Below are 15,153 nucleotides of genomic sequence, written 5' to 3' on the forward strand. Positions count from 1 at the left end.
AACGCGCTCTTCACGCTCGCCGCGTGGCTTGCGTTCTTCGCGTGGTGGGCGAGGTGCGCGCTCTTCACGTGGCGGACGCGGTGCACGCTCTTCGCGAGCGGTGGTTACGGTTGGGGCTTCTTCACGCGGCTCACGCAGTTCGCGCGGGGCGCGTTCTTCACGAGGTGCGCGTTCTTCGCGCGGAGCACGCTCTTCACGTGGCTTGCGCTCTTCGTCACGGCGACCGTTGCGGTTACGGTTTTGCTGGCGGCCATTGCGACGTTCTTCGTTGCGCGCAGGGCGCTCGGTAGCCGCCGGTTTTTCAACCACGGCAGGCGCAGCAGGCTCTTCCTTGGCGGCGAACAGGTTAACCAGCGACTTCACCAGGCCTTTGAACAGGCTTGGCTCGGCGGCTTTTGGTGCCGGTGCGGCAACCGGTGCGGCTGCTTCAGTCGGGACCGGAGCCGAGGCGCGGGCCGGTGCAGTTTTAACGGCGGCTTCCTGACGAACCAGGGTGCGGGTCGCAGCGGCTGGCTGGACTTCTTCCACCTCGGCAGCAGCGGCAGCAATTTCGTAGCTGGACTGGTTGTTGTTGGCTTCCGGGCTGTCGTCACGCAGACGCTGAACTTCGAAGTGCGGCGTTTCGAGGTGATCGTTCGGCAGGATGATGATGCGTGCGCGGGTGCGCAGTTCGATCTTGGTGATCGAGTTGCGTTTTTCGTTGAGCAGGAACGCTGCAACCGGGATCGGCACCTGGGCGCGAACTTCGGCAGTGCGGTCTTTCAGGGCTTCTTCTTCGATCAGGCGCAGGATTGCCAGCGACAGCGATTCAACATCACGGATGATGCCGGTGCCGTTGCAACGCGGGCAGACGATGCCGCTGCTTTCGCCCAGCGATGGACGCAGGCGCTGACGGGACATTTCCAGCAAACCAAAGCGCGAGATGCGGCCCACTTGTACGCGGGCTCGGTCGGCTTCCAGGCATTCGCGGACTTTTTCTTCCACGGCGCGCTGGTTTTTGGCCGGGGTCATGTCGATGAAGTCGATGACGATCAGGCCGCCGATGTCGCGCAGGCGCAACTGACGGGCGATTTCTTCAGCCGCTTCAAGGTTGGTTTGCAGGGCGGTTTCTTCGATATCGCTGCCTTTGGTGGCGCGCGCCGAGTTGATGTCGATGGACACCAGGGCTTCGGTCGGGTCGATAACGATGGAGCCGCCGGAAGGCAGTTCAACGACGCGCTGGAAGGCGGTCTCGATCTGGCTTTCGATCTGGAAACGATTGAACAGCGGAACGCTGTCTTCGTAGAGTTTGATTTTGCTGGCGTACTGCGGCATCACCTGGCGAATGAAGGTCAGGGCTTCGTCCTGGGCTTCAACGCTGTCGATCAGCACTTCGCCGATGTCCTGGCGCAGGTAGTCGCGGATGGCGCGGATGATGACGTTGCTTTCCTGGTAGATCAGGAACGGCGCGGAGCGATCCAGCGAAGCTTCTTTGATGGCGGTCCACAGTTGCAGCAGGTAATCGAGGTCCCACTGCATTTCTTCGCTGCTGCGGCCCAGGCCTGCAGTGCGCACGATCAAGCCCATGTCGGCAGGGGCGATCAGGCCGTTCAGGGCCTCGCGCAGTTCGTTGCGCTCTTCGCCTTCGATGCGACGGGAAATGCCGCCAGCACGCGGGTTGTTCGGCATCAGGACCAGGTAACGGCCAGCGAGGCTGATGAACGTGGTCAGGGCTGCGCCCTTGTTGCCGCGTTCTTCTTTTTCGACTTGCACGATAACTTCCTGGCCTTCGCTCAGGACGTCCTTGATGTTTACGCGGCCTTCAGGGGCTTTCTTGAAGTATTCGCGGGAGATTTCTTTAAGGGGCAGGAAGCCGTGGCGCTCAGAGCCGAAATCGACAAAGGCAGCCTCAAGGCTGGGTTCGATGCGAGTAATACGGCCTTTATAAATGTTGGCTTTCTTTTGCTCGCGGGCACCGGACTCAATGTCCAGGTCGTAGAGGCGTTGGCCATCTACCAGTGCAACGCGCAACTCTTCGGGTTGAGTTGCGTTAATCAGCATTCTTTTCATGTTGTACCGTCGGTTTCCGGGCTACCGGAAACGGCGTTCGGCACACACGACTTCTCATGGTCGGTGTCAGGTGCGTCAGGAGTAGTTGGCCACTCCAGTGTCCAGCGAGGTTCGACCAATGGGGGCGAAGTCGCGACTTACGCTTCCTGCTTGCTGTGGTGACTTAATAAGCACTCAGTCAGGAGGAGGAATCAACCAGCGGCTGTGGACGAGATGAAGCGTCTTGATAAAGCCTATTGCTACACAGTCCGGCGGTTGTGCATCTCCACCCTACACGTATCCTTGATAATTCGGGTGCTGCCGCGCGCAGAATCCGCAGCGGGTTGGCATTTACCGTGTTCTCCAAAAGGGGAGTTCACGCATCATGGCTAATAAAGGCGATGGTTTCCGAAACAATCGCTCGAAAAACCCGAAGCTGACTGCACTTTGTGAACTGGCCGTGAATATCGGCGTAAAAGGCGAGTTTGCACTCTGCTTTCCAGGCTCGCTTCAGGCCTCATGTCACCTGCGCTTGTTACAACTCCAAGTGTTCCGTATGCAGCAAAAGCCCCGTAGGACGGCCTTCCGTCCTCGTGAAGAGCGTTGGTCAGGGTCGGTTATTCACCGTTATACCGCTGTCCAGGCCGCTTTTGGCGGCGTTCGCGACTATAGCAGTAATGATTAAGTGCTTCAATTCCATAAAAAATTGTTATCATCCGCGCCATGACGACGACTACCCCCCCGACCCCCAGCGTTCAGCTGCTTGAGGTCACGCCGGAATATGCCGGCCAACGCATCGATAATTTCCTCCTCGCACGGCTCAAGGGTGTTCCCAAGACCTTGATTTACCGCATTTTGCGTAAAGGCGAAGTGCGCGTGAACAAGGGCCGGATCAAGCCTGAGTACAAGCTGCAGGCGGGCGATATTGTGCGCGTGCCACCCGTTCGGGTCCCTGAGCGCGATGAGCCAGTGCCGGTGGCACAAGGTTTGTTGCAGCGCCTTGAAGCGGCCATTGTCTACGAAGACAAGGCGCTGATTGTGCTCAATAAACCCGCTGGTATCGCGGTGCACGGCGGCAGCGGCTTGAATTTTGGCGTGATTGAAGCCTTTCGTCAGTTGCGTCCGGAAATCAAAGAGCTTGAGCTTGTGCATCGCCTGGACCGTGATACTTCCGGCCTGCTGATGATTGCGAAAAAGCGCAGCATGTTGCGCCATTTGCACGAAGCCTTGCGCGGCGACGGTATCGACAAGCGCTATATGGCGCTGGTGCGTGGGCGCTGGGAAACCTCGATCAAGCAGGTGCGTGCGCCGCTTATGAAAAGCAATCTGCGTTCGGGCGAGCGCATGGTCGAGGTGAACGAGGAGGGCAAGGAATCTGTGACCGTGTTCAAGGTGCTGCGCCGTTTCGGCGACTTTGCCACCATGGTCGAGGCCAAGCCGATTACCGGGCGTACCCACCAGATTCGCGTGCACACGCTGCATGCGGGCCATTGCATTGCCGGTGACACCAAGTACGGCGATGAAGACTTCTCCAAAGAAATTCGTGATCTGGGCGGCAAGCGTTTGTTCTTGCATGCCTACATGCTGACCGTGCCGCTGCCGGACGGTGGCGAATTGAAGTTACAGGCTCCGGTTGATGACGTGTGGGCCAAAACAGTGGAGCGTCTGAGTGCTGAGTGAGTACAAGCTGCTGATCTTCGATTGGGATGGCACGCTGGCTGATTCCGTGGGGCGGATTGTCACGGCGATGCGAGTCGCCGCGCAGCGCACAGGTCGTCCTGAGCGCGATGAAGCGTCCATTCGCGGGATTATCGGCTTGGGTTTGCCCGAGGCCATCCTGACGCTTTATCCGGATATGGCTGAGCCAGAAATGGTTGTTTTTCGTCAGCACTACGCTGATGTCTATATCGCCATGGATGAGCAGCCTTCGCCGTTGTTTGCAGGGGTGGCTGACACCCTTGAGGCGTTCCGGGCTGACGGCTACCGTTTGGCCGTTGCTACGGGAAAGGCACGTCGCGGGCTTGATCGTGTGCTGAAGGTGCATGGTTGGGAGCGCTTTTTCGACGTCACCCGGGCGGCGGACGAAACCGCCAGCAAGCCGAACCCTTTGATGCTCAATCAGATCCTCGCCCATTGCGATGTGCCGCCGAGCCAGGCGTTGATGGTCGGGGATGCGTCCTTTGACTTGCTGATGGCGCGCAATGCCGGTATCGACTCGGTTGCGGTGAGCTATGGTGCTCAACCAGTGGAGCGTTTGCTGACGTTTGAACCGCGCCTGGCAATTGATAAGTTTCCCGAATTGCGTACCTGGCTGGGTCGGCAGGTTAAATAAAGTCTTTGCAGGGGTAGAGCATGGTTGATCAATGGAAGGCGCCTGCTGAAGGCGAGCCGACAGTCGGTGATGATAAAAGCTGGAAGCTGCTGGAAAAGACTTTGTTGGCGGGTGTGCAGGAGCAGCGTCGCGCGCGCCGCTGGGGCATCTTTTTCAAGTCGCTGACTTTCTTGTATCTGATTGCGATGCTGTTTTTGTTTACGCCGCTGATGGACATGGAGCGCAGTGCAACCAAGGGCGCCGGTTATACCGCGCTGATTGATGTGCAGGGCGTGATTGCAGATAAAGAAGCTGCCAGCGCCGATAACCTGATCACCAGCTTGCGCGCTGCATTTGATGATCCCAAGGTCAAGGGTGTGGTGTTGCGCATTAACAGCCCTGGCGGCAGCCCGGTGCAATCGGGTTATGTGTACGACGAGATACGTCGTCTGCGTGGTCTGCACCCGGACACCAAGGTGTATGCGGTGATCTCTGATCTGGGTGCTTCGGGTGCGTATTACATTGCCAGTGCGGCCGATGAGATCTATGCCGACAAGGCGAGCCTGGTGGGTTCGATCGGTGTGACAGCGGCAGGTTTCGGCTTTGTCGGAGCCATGGAAAAGCTGGGGGTTCAGCGTCGTGCCTACACCTCGGGTGAGCACAAGGCTTTTCTTGACCCGTTCGAGCCTGAAAAGCCGGATGAAACCAAGTTTTGGCAGGGTGTGCTGAACGTTACTCACGAGCAGTTCATTGCCAGCGTCAAGCAGGGGCGTGGCGATCGCCTGAAAGACAAGGATCACCCGGAGTTGTTCTCTGGTCTGGTCTGGACCGGGCAGCAAGCCTTGCCGCTGGGGCTGATCGACGGCCTGGGCAGTGCCAGTTCGGTGGCGCGTGATGTGATCGGTGAAAAAGAGCTGGTCGACTTCACTGTGCAAGAATCGGCGCTTGACCGCTTCTCGAAAAAGCTGGGTGCCGGCGTGGCTGAGAAACTGGCCATGTGGATGGGTTTTCAAGGCCCGACACTGCGCTGATCGTTAAGCACCAAAAAACCGGCCTGAATGGCCGGTTTTTTTATGGCTGACAACCAGCCTGTAGGAGCGAGCTTGCCTCGCGATCTTTTGATCTTCTAAAAGATCGCGAGGCAGTTGGCTCCTACAGTTTCAGTTGATCAAGGTATGGCAACGCCTTGCGCCAGCAGCATGTCGACCAGGCGTATCAATGGCAGGCCGACCAGGCTGGTGGCGTCATCGCCTTCGGTGCGCTGGAACAGGCTCACGCCCAGGCCTTCTGCTTTAAAGCTGCCGGCGCAGTCGTAGGGTTCTTCGGCGTGCAGGTAGCGTTCTATCTGTTCGGTGCTCAGGTGGCGCATGTGCACGGTAAATGGTACGCAGTCGGTCTGGTAATGCCCGGTCTGGCTGTTGAGCAGGGTCAGGCCGGTCAGAAAGCTCACACTGGCGCCGCTGGCATTCAGCAATTGCTGGCGAGCTTTGTCGAAGGTGTGAGGTTTGCCGATGATCTGGCCATTGAGTACCGCTACTTGATCGGAGCCGATAATCAGGTGTGCCGGATGGCTGGCGGCAAGGGCTTGGGCCTTTTCCAGGGACAGGCGCTGGACCAGCTCCAGGGCTGACTCTCCGGGGCGATGGCTCTCGTCGATGTCGGGTGAGCTGCAGGTGAAGGGCAGGCGCAGGCGCGACAGTAAATCGCGACGATAAACCGAGCTTGAAGCGAGTAATAGAGGTAACATGCGCGACTCCTGTAGGCGGCCAGGAATTCTAACGAGAGTATCGGTTGTCGCACAGGCACAATTTCCTTTGACACGTGAGGGGCTCGTCCCTAGAATGCTGCGCCTATGTTGAATGACCCGATTCCATCTCACGTTGACCCGCGCAAATTAGCTGATCGCGGCACTACCCTTGAAGGTGAAGTGCTGCTGGCTGATTTGGAGAGACTCTGCGACCCTCTCGCCGACGATGTCGGTGTGGTCCAGGCTAAATTTGTTTTTGAGCGCGACGAGCGAAGATCTGTGGTAATCCACAGCTCCATCGATGTCGAGGTCAAAATGGTTTGCCAGCGTTGTCTTGAGCTGGTCACCCTGCCGATCCACAGCGAATGCAGTTATGCCGTGGTGAAAGAGGGTGCGAATACCCAGTCGTTACCGAAAGGTTATGACGTGCTGGAACTGGGCGAAGATCCTTTGGATCTGCATGCATTGATAGAAGAAGAGCTTCTGCTCGCCTTGCCTATCGTGCCTGCTCATCATCCGGAAGAATGCCAGCAGCCGGCGGGTCTCGACGAGCCCGAACCAGCCGAGGACGAGGTAACGCGGTCCAACCCGTTCAGTGTATTGGCGCAGTTAAAGCGTGACCCAAACGTTTAGGAGTTAATCAATTATGGCTGTTCAGCAGAACAAAAAATCCCGCTCTGCCCGTGACATGCGTCGTTCGCACGATGCTCTTTCGGCTAGCACTCTGTCTGTAGAAAAAACCACTGGTGAAGTTCACCTGCGTCACCACGTATCGCCAGAAGGCGTATACCGTGGTCGTAAAGTGATCGACAAGGGCGCTGACGAGTAATCACTTGTCCGTTCAGGTCATCGCGATCGACGCAATGGGCGGGGACTTCGGTCCCCGCAGCATTGTTCAGGCTTGCATTGCTTGCCTGTCTGCTACGCCCTCGCTGCATCTGACCCTCGTTGGTCAACCCTCCCTGCTTGAAGAATTGATCAGTAGCCATTCGGCTGTGGATCGCTCGCGCCTGACCATTACCCCAGCCTCTGAAGTGATCTCCATGAGTGAGCGGCCTTCGCACGCGTTGCGCAGCAAGCCGGATTCCTCGATGCGGGTGGCTCTTGAGTTGTTGCGTGATGGCAAGGTCCAGGCGTGTGTGAGTTCTGGCAATACCGGTGCGCTGATGGCGTTGTCCCGGCATGTGCTCAAGACCTTGCCGGGCATTGATCGCCCGGCGATGGTAGCGGCAGTTCCCACCCAGACCGGTTATTGCCAGGTGCTGGATCTGGGGGCCAATGTCGATTGCACAGCTGAGCAGTTGTTTCAGTTTGCGCTGATGGGTTCGGTGGCGGCGCAGGCGTTGGGCATTGCCCGGCCCCGCGTTGCCTTGCTCAATATTGGCACTGAAGACGTCAAGGGCAATCAGCAGGTCAAAGAGGCAGCGGCTTTGTTGCAGGCGGCCTCGGGGTTGCACTACATCGGCTATGTTGAGGGCGATGGGGTGTATCGCGGTGAGGCGGATGTGGTGGTGTGCGATGGATTTGTCGGCAACATACTGCTCAAATCCAGCGAAGGCTTGGCGACGATGATTTCGAGTCGGCTTGAAGCGGTGTTCAAGCGCACCTTGTTCAGTCGCTGTGTGGGGGCGTTGGCATTGCCGTTGATGCGTCGCCTGCAAGCAGATCTGGCGCCCGCCCGGCATAACGGGGCGAGCTTTTTGGGGTTGCAGGGCATTGTGATCAAGAGTCACGGTTCGGCAGGTGCTCAGGGCTTTCAAAGTGCGATAGAGCGCGCATTGATTGAAATCCATGAAGACCTGCCAAAGCGTTTGCATGGACGTCTTGAAGGGTTGTTACCGTAGGCGTTTTGTTGGGCGAGTGCTTAAATGTGACCGCTCAGTCGAAACAGCCATCCAACTGTCAGTTTCTTGCGTCTGCCACTGCGCGACGTCAATTCACCGACGACAAGATCATTAGGGGCTTGTTACATGTCTACATCCCTCGCATTCGTCTTTCCAGGGCAGGGTTCGCAGTCCCTCGGCATGTTGGCCGAGCTGGGCGCGGCACATCCGCGGGTCCTGGAAACATTTAAAGAAGCGTCTGACGCTCTAGGGTACGACCTGTGGGCGTTGACCCAGAACGGTCCTGCCGAACAGCTCAATCAAACCGACATTACTCAGCCTGCAATCCTGACGGCCTCTATCGCCTTGTGGCGTCTGTGGTTGGCTGAAGGTGGCAAGCGTCCTGACTTTGTTGCAGGCCATAGCCTGGGTGAGTACAGCGCACTGGTTGCGGCGGGCTGCCTGAGCCTCGCGGATGCCGTGAAGCTGGTTGAGCGCCGTGGTCGCCTGATGCAAGAAGCCGTACCGGCCGGTCAGGGCGCCATGGCGGCGATTCTGGGGCTGGATGACGCTGTGGTTATTAATGCGTGCGCTGAAGCGGCGCAGGGCGAAGTGGTCAGCGCGGTGAATTTCAACTCGCCGGGCCAGGTGGTTATCGCCGGTGCCAAAGCCGCTGTTGAGCGTGCCATGGAGCTGTGCAAAGCTGCTGGCGCCAAGCGCGCCTTGCCGTTGCCGGTGAGCGTGCCTTCGCACTGCGAATTGATGCGACCTGCGGCTGAGCGCTTTGCCGAGTCTATCGAAGCGATCGACTGGCAAGCGCCGCAAATCAAGCTGGTACAAAACGTCAGCGCGGCGATCGCCCCGGATCTGGCCACCCTTAAACGCGATTTGCTTGAGCAGCTGTACAAGCCGGTGCGCTGGGTTGAGTCGGTTCAGACGCTGGCGGCCAACGGCTCGGTTGATTTGGTTGAATGCGGCCCGGGCAAAGTCCTGGTGGGCATCAGCAAGCGTTGCGCTGAAGGCGTGACGACGCACAATTTGAACACCCCGGATGCCTTCGCTGCTGCTCGTGCAGCGCTGGTCTGAATCTGAATTAGGAGAAGCCTGCATGAGCTTGCAAGGTAAAGTTGCACTGGTAACGGGCGCTAGCCGTGGCATTGGTCAGGCTATCGCGTTGGAGTTGGGTCGTCAGGGCGCCGTGGTCATCGGCACCGCGACTTCGGCTTCCGGTGCCGAGCGTATTGCTGCCACCCTGAAAGAAAACGGTGTTCAAGGCACTGGCATGGAACTCAACGTCACCAGCGACGAATCCGTTGCTGCAGTGTTGGCGAGCATTCAGGAGCAATTCGGGGCGCCGGCCATTTTGGTCAATAATGCCGGCATCACCCGCGATAACCTGATGATGCGCATGAAAGATGACGAGTGGCATGATGTTGTCGATACCAACCTGAACAGTCTGTTCCGCCTGTCCAAGGGCGTTTTGCGCGGCATGACCAAGGCCCGTTGGGGACGAATTATCAGTATTGGTTCGGTTGTGGGTGCCATGGGCAACGCAGGCCAAGTAAACTATGCCGCCGCCAAGGCAGGCCTGGAAGGTTTTAGCCGTGCATTGGCACGTGAAGTGGGCTCGCGCTCGATCACTGTCAACTCGGTAGCACCAGGGTTCATCGACACCGATATGACCCGTGAACTGCCAGAAGCACAGCGCGAAGCCTTGCTGACGCAGATTCCGCTGGGCCGTTTGGGCCAGGCTCAAGAGATCGCAAATGTGGTCGCTTTCCTGGCTTCTGACGGTGCAGCCTACGTGACTGGAGCTACAATTCCGGTCAACGGCGGGATGTACATGAGTTAAATGTGACGGATTGCTTCAAAAAAATGTCATACGAGCTGTCTAAAATCCGTTATAAAGCTGCAATCTATTTATAGGTAGCCGGTGAATGATGGGTAAGTACAAAGCTTTCAGTTGAAAAACTGAAAAGCCTTTCGATACACTTGCCCACTGGCCAGCTGCCTGAATTTGTCCATTAGGAGTGAAAACAAGGTATGAGCACCATCGAAGAACGCGTCAAGAAAATCGTTGCCGAGCAACTGGGCGTTAAAGAAGAAGAAGTGGTTAACACTGCTTCCTTCGTTGAAGACCTGGGCGCCGACTCCCTTGACACCGTTGAGCTTGTGATGGCTCTGGAAGAGGAATTCGAGACTGAGATTCCTGACGAAGAAGCTGAAAAGATCACTACTGTACAAGCCGCTATCGATTACGTTACTGCCCACCAGGCGTAATAGTTTGTAATCGCTGCGCGCTGTCATGGAAAAACCGCACTGCCGCTCTGGCGTGCGGTTTTTTCTTTAGGTGTGATGCAAAGTGTCGTCAATAGAATAAAGGAGAGTGCTGTGTCGCGTAGACGCGTCGTAGTCACCGGTATGGGGATGTTGTCGCCACTGGGTGCAGATGTACCAAGCACCTGGCAAGGCATTCTGGCAGGCCGAAGTGGCATTGGTCTGATCGAACACACGGATCTTTCTGCCTATTCCACCCGTTTTGGCGGCTCGGTACAGGGCTTTAACGTTGAGGATTACCTCTCCGTCAAAGAGGCCCGCAAACTTGACCTGTTTATTCAGTACGGTTTGGCAGCTGGCTTTCAGGCGGTGCGTAACGCCGGGCTTGAAGTCACCGATGCCAATCGCGAACGTATTGGTGTGGCGATGGGGTCGGGTATTGGCGGTTTGACCAATATCGAAGAAACCAGCCGTACCTTGCATGATCAAGGCCCGCGACGGATTTCTCCGTTTTTTGTGCCGGGTTCGATCATCAATATGATTTCCGGTTTTCTGTCTATCCACTTGGGTACACAGGGACCTAACTACGCTGTGTCGACGGCGTGTACCACAGGTACACACTGCATTGGCATGGCTGCGCGCAACATTGCCTACGGCGAAGCTGACGTGATGATTGCCGGTGGAGCCGAAATGGCCGCCTGCGGTCTGGGCATGGGCGGCTTTGGTGCTTCCCGTGCGCTGTCGACCCGTAACGACGACCCGACGCGGGCGAGCCGTCCGTGGGACAAAGGCCGTGATGGCTTTGTACTGTCTGACGGTGCCGGTGCGCTGGTCCTTGAAGAGCTGGAGCACGCCAAGGCGCGTGGCGCGACCATTTATGCCGAACTGATTGGTTTTGGCATGAGCGGCGATGCGTTCCACATGACCTCGCCACCGGCTGACGGTGCGGGCGCTGCGCGTTGCATCACCAATGCCTTGCGCGATGCCAATGTGAACGTTGACCAGGTGCAGTACATCAACGCCCACGGCACATCGACGCCTGCTGGCGACATGGCAGAAGTGTCGGCCATCAAGTCGGTGTTTGGCGACCACGCCTACAAGCTGGCGGTGAGCTCGACCAAGTCGATGACCGGTCACTTGCTGGGTGCAGCAGGCGCAGTTGAGGCGATCTTCAGCGTACTGGCGATCAACAGCCAGGTGGCGCCGCCGACCATCAACCTCGACGAGCCTGATGAAGGCTGCGACCTGGACTTTGTGGCGCACACCGCGCGCGAAATGCCGATCGACGTCGTGTTGTCCAACTCCTTCGGTTTTGGTGGCACCAACGGCTCGCTGGTGTTCCGCCGGTACGCCGACTGATGCAAAGCTGGGTCGACGGTCAGCCGGCGAGCGCTCTGGCGTCGCTGAAAGACCGTGGGCTGGCCTACGGCGATGGTCTGTTTGAGACCATCGCCGTCAAGGCTGGCCAGCCGTTGCTGCTGGACCTGCACTTGCAGCGTCTGGCGCACGGCTGTTCCCGTTTGGCGATGGCTGCGGATCACACTTTGATCCGCAGCGAATTGCTGGCCTATGCGCAAGCGATGGGCGAGGGCGTCCTCAAACTCATCCTGACCCGCGGCGACAGCCTGCGCGGTTACAGCTTCACTGCCGAGGCTCAACCTCGACGAATTCTGCAAGCCAGCCCTGCCGCTGCCTACCCTGAAGCCTATGGGGCACACGGGGTTCAGCTGTTTGACTGCGCCACCCGTTTAGCTCAGCAGCCGCTGTTGGCGGGGCTCAAACACCTCAATCGCCTCGAACAGGTGATTGCGCGCTCCGAATGGCAAGACCCGGCCTACGCCGAGGGGTTGATGCGCGATACGTCGGGGCGAGTGATTGAAGGGGTGTTCAGCAACCTGTTTTTAGTCCGCGACGGCGGCCTGATCACCGCCGACCTGCAGCGTTGCGGTGTGGCCGGGGTGATGCGCGCCGCTTTGCTGACGCACGCCGGACAACTGGGCATCCCGTGCCAAATCACTGACATCAGCCTGGCCCAGTTGCGGCAGGCCGATGAAGTCTTCCTCTGCAACAGCGTGTATGGCATTTGGCCCGTGCGCGCGTTTGCAGACCTGAGCTGGCCGGTGGGGCCGCTCACCCGTAAACTGCAAGGCATTGCTCGCACCTTACTGGATGTTTGATACGTGAAACGCAAATTCTTGGTGCTGCTGGAGATGGGTCTGGTGCTGGCGGGCTTGCTGCTGGGCGCAAGCGCCTGGAAGCTCGACTCGGCGCTGGAACAGCCACTGAACCTGACGCAAGAGCAACTGCTTGACGTACCGGCGGGCGCTACCCCGACCGGCACCTTTAACCGGCTTGAAGCGGACAAAACGCTGCGGGATGCGTTCTGGCTGCGTTTGTACTGGCGCTTCAATATGGCGGGCCAGCCTTTGCACAGCGGCGAGTACCGCATGACGCCGGGCATGACCGCGCAAGACCTGATTGGTCTGTGGCAGCGGGGCGAAGTGGTGCAATACAGCCTGACCCTGGTTGAAGGCTGGAACTTCCGCCAAGTACGCAGCGCCCTGGCCAAGCATGAAAAAATCGAGCAGACCCTCGACGGCCTGAGCGACAGCGAAGTCATGGCCAAGCTCGGACACCCGGGAGAATTTCCCGAAGGCCGGTTCTTCCCGGACACTTATCGCTTTGTGCGTGGCATGACGGACGCTCAGTTGCTCGAAAAAGCCTACGACCGCCTTGAAAAAGTTCTGGCGCAGGAGTGGGAAAAACGCGAGGCGGATTTGCCCTATGACGATCCTTACAAAGCGCTGATCATGGCTTCGTTGATTGAAAAAGAAACCGGTGTGCCACAAGAGCGCGGGCAAATTGCCGGGGTCTTTGTGCGCCGAATGAAAATCGGCATGCCGCTGCAAACCGACCCGACCGTGATCTACGGCCTGGGTGAGCGTTACAACGGCAAACTGACCCGCGCCCATTTGCGCGAGCCGACGCCGTATAACACCTACACGATTCCCGGCATGCCGCCGACACCGATCGCCATGGTCGGGCGCGAAGCGATTCATGCCGCTTTGCATCCGGTGGCGGGCAGCAGCCTGTACTTTGTGGCCAAGGGCGATGGCAGCCATACGTTTTCTGACACGCTGGATGCGCACAACAACGCAGTGCGCGAATACCAGATCAAACGCCGTGCTGATTACCGTTCGAGCCCAGCACCCGTGCCGGCGCCTGCGGCAGAACCGGCCGCAGATCCGGCGCCTGCCGTCGAACCGGCACCCGCTGAGCAACCAGCGCCAAGCCCGCAATGACATTTATTAAGGAAAGCTGCCTGTGACTGGCCTGTTTATTACCCTGGAAGGCCCCGAAGGCGCGGGCAAAAGCACCAACCGTGAATACCTGGCGGAGCGTCTGCGCGAAGCGGGTATCGACGTGGTTTTAACCCGCGAACCCGGCGGCACGCCGCTGGCTGAAAAGATTCGCGAGTTGCTGCTGGCGCCCAGCGATGAAGCCATGTGTGCCGACACTGAGCTGCTGCTGGTGTTTGCCGCCCGTGCCCAGCATTTGGCCGAAGTGATTCGCCCGGCACTGGCGCGGGGCGCCGTGGTGCTGTGTGATCGCTTTACCGATGCCACTTACGCGTATCAGGGCGGCGGCCGTGGTTTGTCACAGGAGCGCATTGCGACCCTGGAAGCCTTCGTTCAAGGCACTTTGCGCCCAGACCTGACCCTGGTCTTTGACCTGCCGATTGAGGTGGGCATGGCCCGCGCCAGCGCCCGTGGTCGGCTGGATCGCTTCGAACAGGAAGGCCGTACCTTTTTTGATGCGGTGCGCAGCACCTACCTTGCCCGTGCGCAGGCCGCGCCCGAGCGCTACCGGCTGATCGATGCCGCACAATCACTGGAAAATGTGCAGGGGCAACTAGATCGCTTATTGCCGCACCTGCTGGATGTGTGCCGTGGCTGAGGCTTATCCATGGCAGGACAGCCTGTGGCAGCAGTTGGCGGGGCGTGAACAGCATGCCCACGCGTATTTGCTGCACGGACCTGCGGGCATCGGCAAGCGGGCGCTGGCTGAGCGTCTGATGGCGCGCCTGCTGTGCCAATCGCCTGCCGGGCTTGATGCGTGCGGCCAGTGCAAATCCTGCTTGTTGCTGGCGGCTGGCAGCCACCCGGACAACTATATCCTTGAACCAGAAGAAGCCGACAAGCCAATCAAGGTCGACCAAGTGCGTGATCTGGTCAGCTTTGTGGTGCAAACCGCGCAACTGGGCGGGCGCAAGGTGGTACTGGTTGAGCCGGTCGAGGCCATGAACATCAATGCGGCCAACGCGTTGCTCAAAAGCCTTGAAGAGCCGTCCGGCAATACGGTTTTGTTGTTGGTCAGCCACCAGTCGAGCCGTCTGTTGCCGACCATTCGCAGCCGCTGCGTGCAGCAAGCCTGCCCATTGCCCAGCGCCGCCATGAGCGAGCAATGGCTGGCCAGCGCCTTGCCTGAATGCAGCAGCGACGAGCGGGCGCAGTTGTTGACGTTGGCCGCGGGCTCACCGTTGGCGGCAGTCAAGTTACAGGCCCAAGGCGTGCGTGAGCAACGGGCTGCGGTCGTGGACGGGGTCAAAAAGCTGCTCAAGCGTGAAGCCTCGGCCACCCAATTGGCTGAAGGCTGGAATGCCATTCCTTTGCTGTTGTTGTTTGACTGGTTTTGCGATTGGTCGAGCCTGATCTTGCGTTACCAGTTGACCGAGGACGAAACCGGCCTGGGGCTGGAAGACATGCGCAAAGTGCTGCAATACCTGGCGCAGAAAACCCCGCAGGACAAAGTCTTGACTATTCAGGACTGGATCCTTGCCCAGCGCCAAAAAGTATTGGGCAAGGCCAACCTCAACCGTGTGTTGTTGCTGGAAGCCTTACTGGTGCAATGGGCAAGCCTGCCCGGCCAGCGCTGATTTGATTGATTTGATGAGCAGGTAATTTTTG

17 protein-coding genes are annotated in these 15,153 nt (G+C 58.5%); 15 read left to right on the forward strand and 2 right to left on the reverse strand.

Annotated elements, in window-relative coordinates; translation table 11 throughout:
• The coding region (gene rne / locus GHO41_RS02365) for a ribonuclease E (RefSeq protein ID WP_153432868.1) at positions 1-2,049 on the reverse strand (2,049 nt) is incomplete at its 3' end.
• Between the two features lie 364 nt (positions 2,050-2,413).
• Between rne and GHO41_RS02370 the strand changes: the two genes are divergently transcribed.
• The 4 genes from GHO41_RS02370 to sppA are packed head-to-tail and all read left to right on the forward strand — an operon-like array spanning position 2,414 to position 5,370.
• Entirely contained in the window at positions 2,414-2,713 is a 300-nt protein-coding gene (locus GHO41_RS02370) for a hypothetical protein (RefSeq protein ID WP_148070699.1), read from the forward strand.
• A 38-nt stretch (positions 2,714-2,751) separates the two neighbouring features.
• On the forward strand, positions 2,752-3,708 hold the full coding sequence (rluC, locus tag GHO41_RS02375) for a 23S rRNA pseudouridine(955/2504/2580) synthase RluC (RefSeq protein WP_153372199.1): 957 nt from the start codon (positions 2,752-2,754) through the stop codon (positions 3,706-3,708).
• Positions 3,698-4,360: an HAD-IA family hydrolase gene (locus GHO41_RS02380; protein WP_273219066.1), complete on the forward strand. Its 663-nt coding sequence runs from the start codon at positions 3,698-3,700 to the stop codon at positions 4,358-4,360. Before rluC ends, GHO41_RS02380 begins: the two co-directional genes overlap by 11 nt.
• Positions 4,361-4,380: 20 nt before the next feature.
• Positions 4,381-5,370, forward strand: coding sequence for a signal peptide peptidase SppA (gene sppA / locus GHO41_RS02385; RefSeq protein ID WP_048373614.1), 990 nt, complete (start codon positions 4,381-4,383; stop codon positions 5,368-5,370).
• Positions 5,371-5,507: 137 nt separating this feature from the next.
• On the opposite strand, the gene GHO41_RS02390 is transcribed toward sppA, so the two are convergent.
• Positions 5,508-6,086, reverse strand: coding sequence for a nucleoside triphosphate pyrophosphatase (locus GHO41_RS02390; RefSeq protein ID WP_153327003.1), 579 nt, complete (start codon positions 6,084-6,086; stop codon positions 5,508-5,510).
• A 105-nt stretch (positions 6,087-6,191) separates the two neighbouring features.
• Between GHO41_RS02390 and GHO41_RS02395 the strand changes: the two genes are divergently transcribed.
• From GHO41_RS02395 to GHO41_RS02445, 11 genes are all read left to right on the forward strand, one after another.
• On the forward strand, positions 6,192-6,719 hold the full coding sequence (locus tag GHO41_RS02395; protein ID WP_048373990.1) for a YceD family protein: 528 nt from the start codon (positions 6,192-6,194) through the stop codon (positions 6,717-6,719).
• A gap of 13 nt (positions 6,720-6,732) precedes the next feature.
• Positions 6,733-6,915 carry a 50S ribosomal protein L32 gene (rpmF, locus tag GHO41_RS02400; protein WP_008375086.1) on the forward strand — a complete coding sequence of 61 codons (183 nt, stop codon included), beginning with the start codon at positions 6,733-6,735 and terminating at the stop codon, positions 6,913-6,915.
• 4 nt (positions 6,916-6,919) lie between these two features.
• Positions 6,920-7,930 carry a phosphate acyltransferase PlsX gene (gene plsX, locus GHO41_RS02405; RefSeq protein WP_048389065.1) on the forward strand — a complete coding sequence of 337 codons (1,011 nt, stop codon included), beginning with the start codon at positions 6,920-6,922 and terminating at the stop codon, positions 7,928-7,930.
• A 126-nt stretch (positions 7,931-8,056) separates the two neighbouring features.
• Positions 8,057-8,995, forward strand: a complete 939-nt coding sequence (gene fabD, locus GHO41_RS02410; protein ID WP_153432869.1) for an ACP S-malonyltransferase — start codon at positions 8,057-8,059, stop codon at positions 8,993-8,995.
• Between the two features lie 22 nt (positions 8,996-9,017).
• Entirely contained in the window at positions 9,018-9,761 is a 744-nt protein-coding gene (gene fabG, locus GHO41_RS02415) for a 3-oxoacyl-ACP reductase FabG (RefSeq protein WP_048373985.1), read from the forward strand.
• A 191-nt stretch (positions 9,762-9,952) separates the two neighbouring features.
• On the forward strand, positions 9,953-10,189 hold the full coding sequence (gene acpP, locus GHO41_RS02420) for an acyl carrier protein (protein ID WP_007987170.1): 237 nt from the start codon (positions 9,953-9,955) through the stop codon (positions 10,187-10,189).
• Positions 10,190-10,300: 111 nt separating this feature from the next.
• The gene (fabF, locus tag GHO41_RS02425) at positions 10,301-11,545 is read left to right on the forward strand and encodes a beta-ketoacyl-ACP synthase II (RefSeq protein ID WP_371928812.1); all 1,245 of its coding nucleotides are present in this window, start codon (positions 10,301-10,303) and stop codon (positions 11,543-11,545) included.
• Complete coding sequence (gene pabC / locus GHO41_RS02430; protein ID WP_153391696.1) at positions 11,545-12,363, forward strand: aminodeoxychorismate lyase; 819 nt, start codon at positions 11,545-11,547, stop codon at positions 12,361-12,363. The genes fabF and pabC overlap by 1 nt, the downstream gene beginning before the upstream one ends.
• A gap of 3 nt (positions 12,364-12,366) precedes the next feature.
• The gene (gene mltG / locus GHO41_RS02435) at positions 12,367-13,488 is read left to right on the forward strand and encodes an endolytic transglycosylase MltG (protein WP_371928813.1); all 1,122 of its coding nucleotides are present in this window, start codon (positions 12,367-12,369) and stop codon (positions 13,486-13,488) included.
• A gap of 22 nt (positions 13,489-13,510) precedes the next feature.
• Entirely contained in the window at positions 13,511-14,143 is a 633-nt protein-coding gene (gene tmk / locus GHO41_RS02440; protein ID WP_371928814.1) for a dTMP kinase, read from the forward strand.
• Positions 14,136-15,122: a DNA polymerase III subunit delta' gene (locus GHO41_RS02445; protein WP_178110139.1), complete on the forward strand. Its 987-nt coding sequence runs from the start codon at positions 14,136-14,138 to the stop codon at positions 15,120-15,122. The genes tmk and GHO41_RS02445 overlap by 8 nt, the downstream gene beginning before the upstream one ends.
• Positions 15,123-15,153 lie beyond the last annotated feature (31 nt).

This window comes from Pseudomonas sp. FSL R10-0399, assembly GCF_009600165.1.
In the GTDB taxonomy this organism is placed as follows: Bacteria; Pseudomonadota; Gammaproteobacteria; order Pseudomonadales; family Pseudomonadaceae; genus Aquipseudomonas; species Aquipseudomonas helleri.

Excerpts from the sequence above, each read along its gene's own strand:
- GHO41_RS02370 (WP_148070699.1), top strand. The coding sequence starts at position 2,414 with ATGGCTAATAAAGGCGATGGTTTCCGAAACAATCGCTCGAAAAACCCG.
- rluC (WP_153372199.1), top strand. The coding sequence starts at position 2,752 with ATGACGACGACTACCCCCCCGACCCCCAGCGTTCAGCTGCTTGAGGTC.
- sppA (WP_048373614.1), top strand. The coding sequence starts at position 4,381 with ATGGTTGATCAATGGAAGGCGCCTGCTGAAGGCGAGCCGACAGTCGGT.
- GHO41_RS02390 (WP_153327003.1), bottom strand. The coding sequence starts at position 6,086 with ATGTTACCTCTATTACTCGCTTCAAGCTCGGTTTATCGTCGCGATTTA.
- GHO41_RS02395 (WP_048373990.1), top strand. The coding sequence starts at position 6,192 with ATGTTGAATGACCCGATTCCATCTCACGTTGACCCGCGCAAATTAGCT.
- rpmF (WP_008375086.1), top strand. The coding sequence starts at position 6,733 with ATGGCTGTTCAGCAGAACAAAAAATCCCGCTCTGCCCGTGACATGCGT.
- fabD (WP_153432869.1), top strand. The coding sequence starts at position 8,057 with ATGTCTACATCCCTCGCATTCGTCTTTCCAGGGCAGGGTTCGCAGTCC.
- fabG (WP_048373985.1), top strand. The coding sequence starts at position 9,018 with ATGAGCTTGCAAGGTAAAGTTGCACTGGTAACGGGCGCTAGCCGTGGC.
- acpP (WP_007987170.1), top strand. The coding sequence starts at position 9,953 with ATGAGCACCATCGAAGAACGCGTCAAGAAAATCGTTGCCGAGCAACTG.
- pabC (WP_153391696.1), top strand. The coding sequence starts at position 11,545 with ATGCAAAGCTGGGTCGACGGTCAGCCGGCGAGCGCTCTGGCGTCGCTG.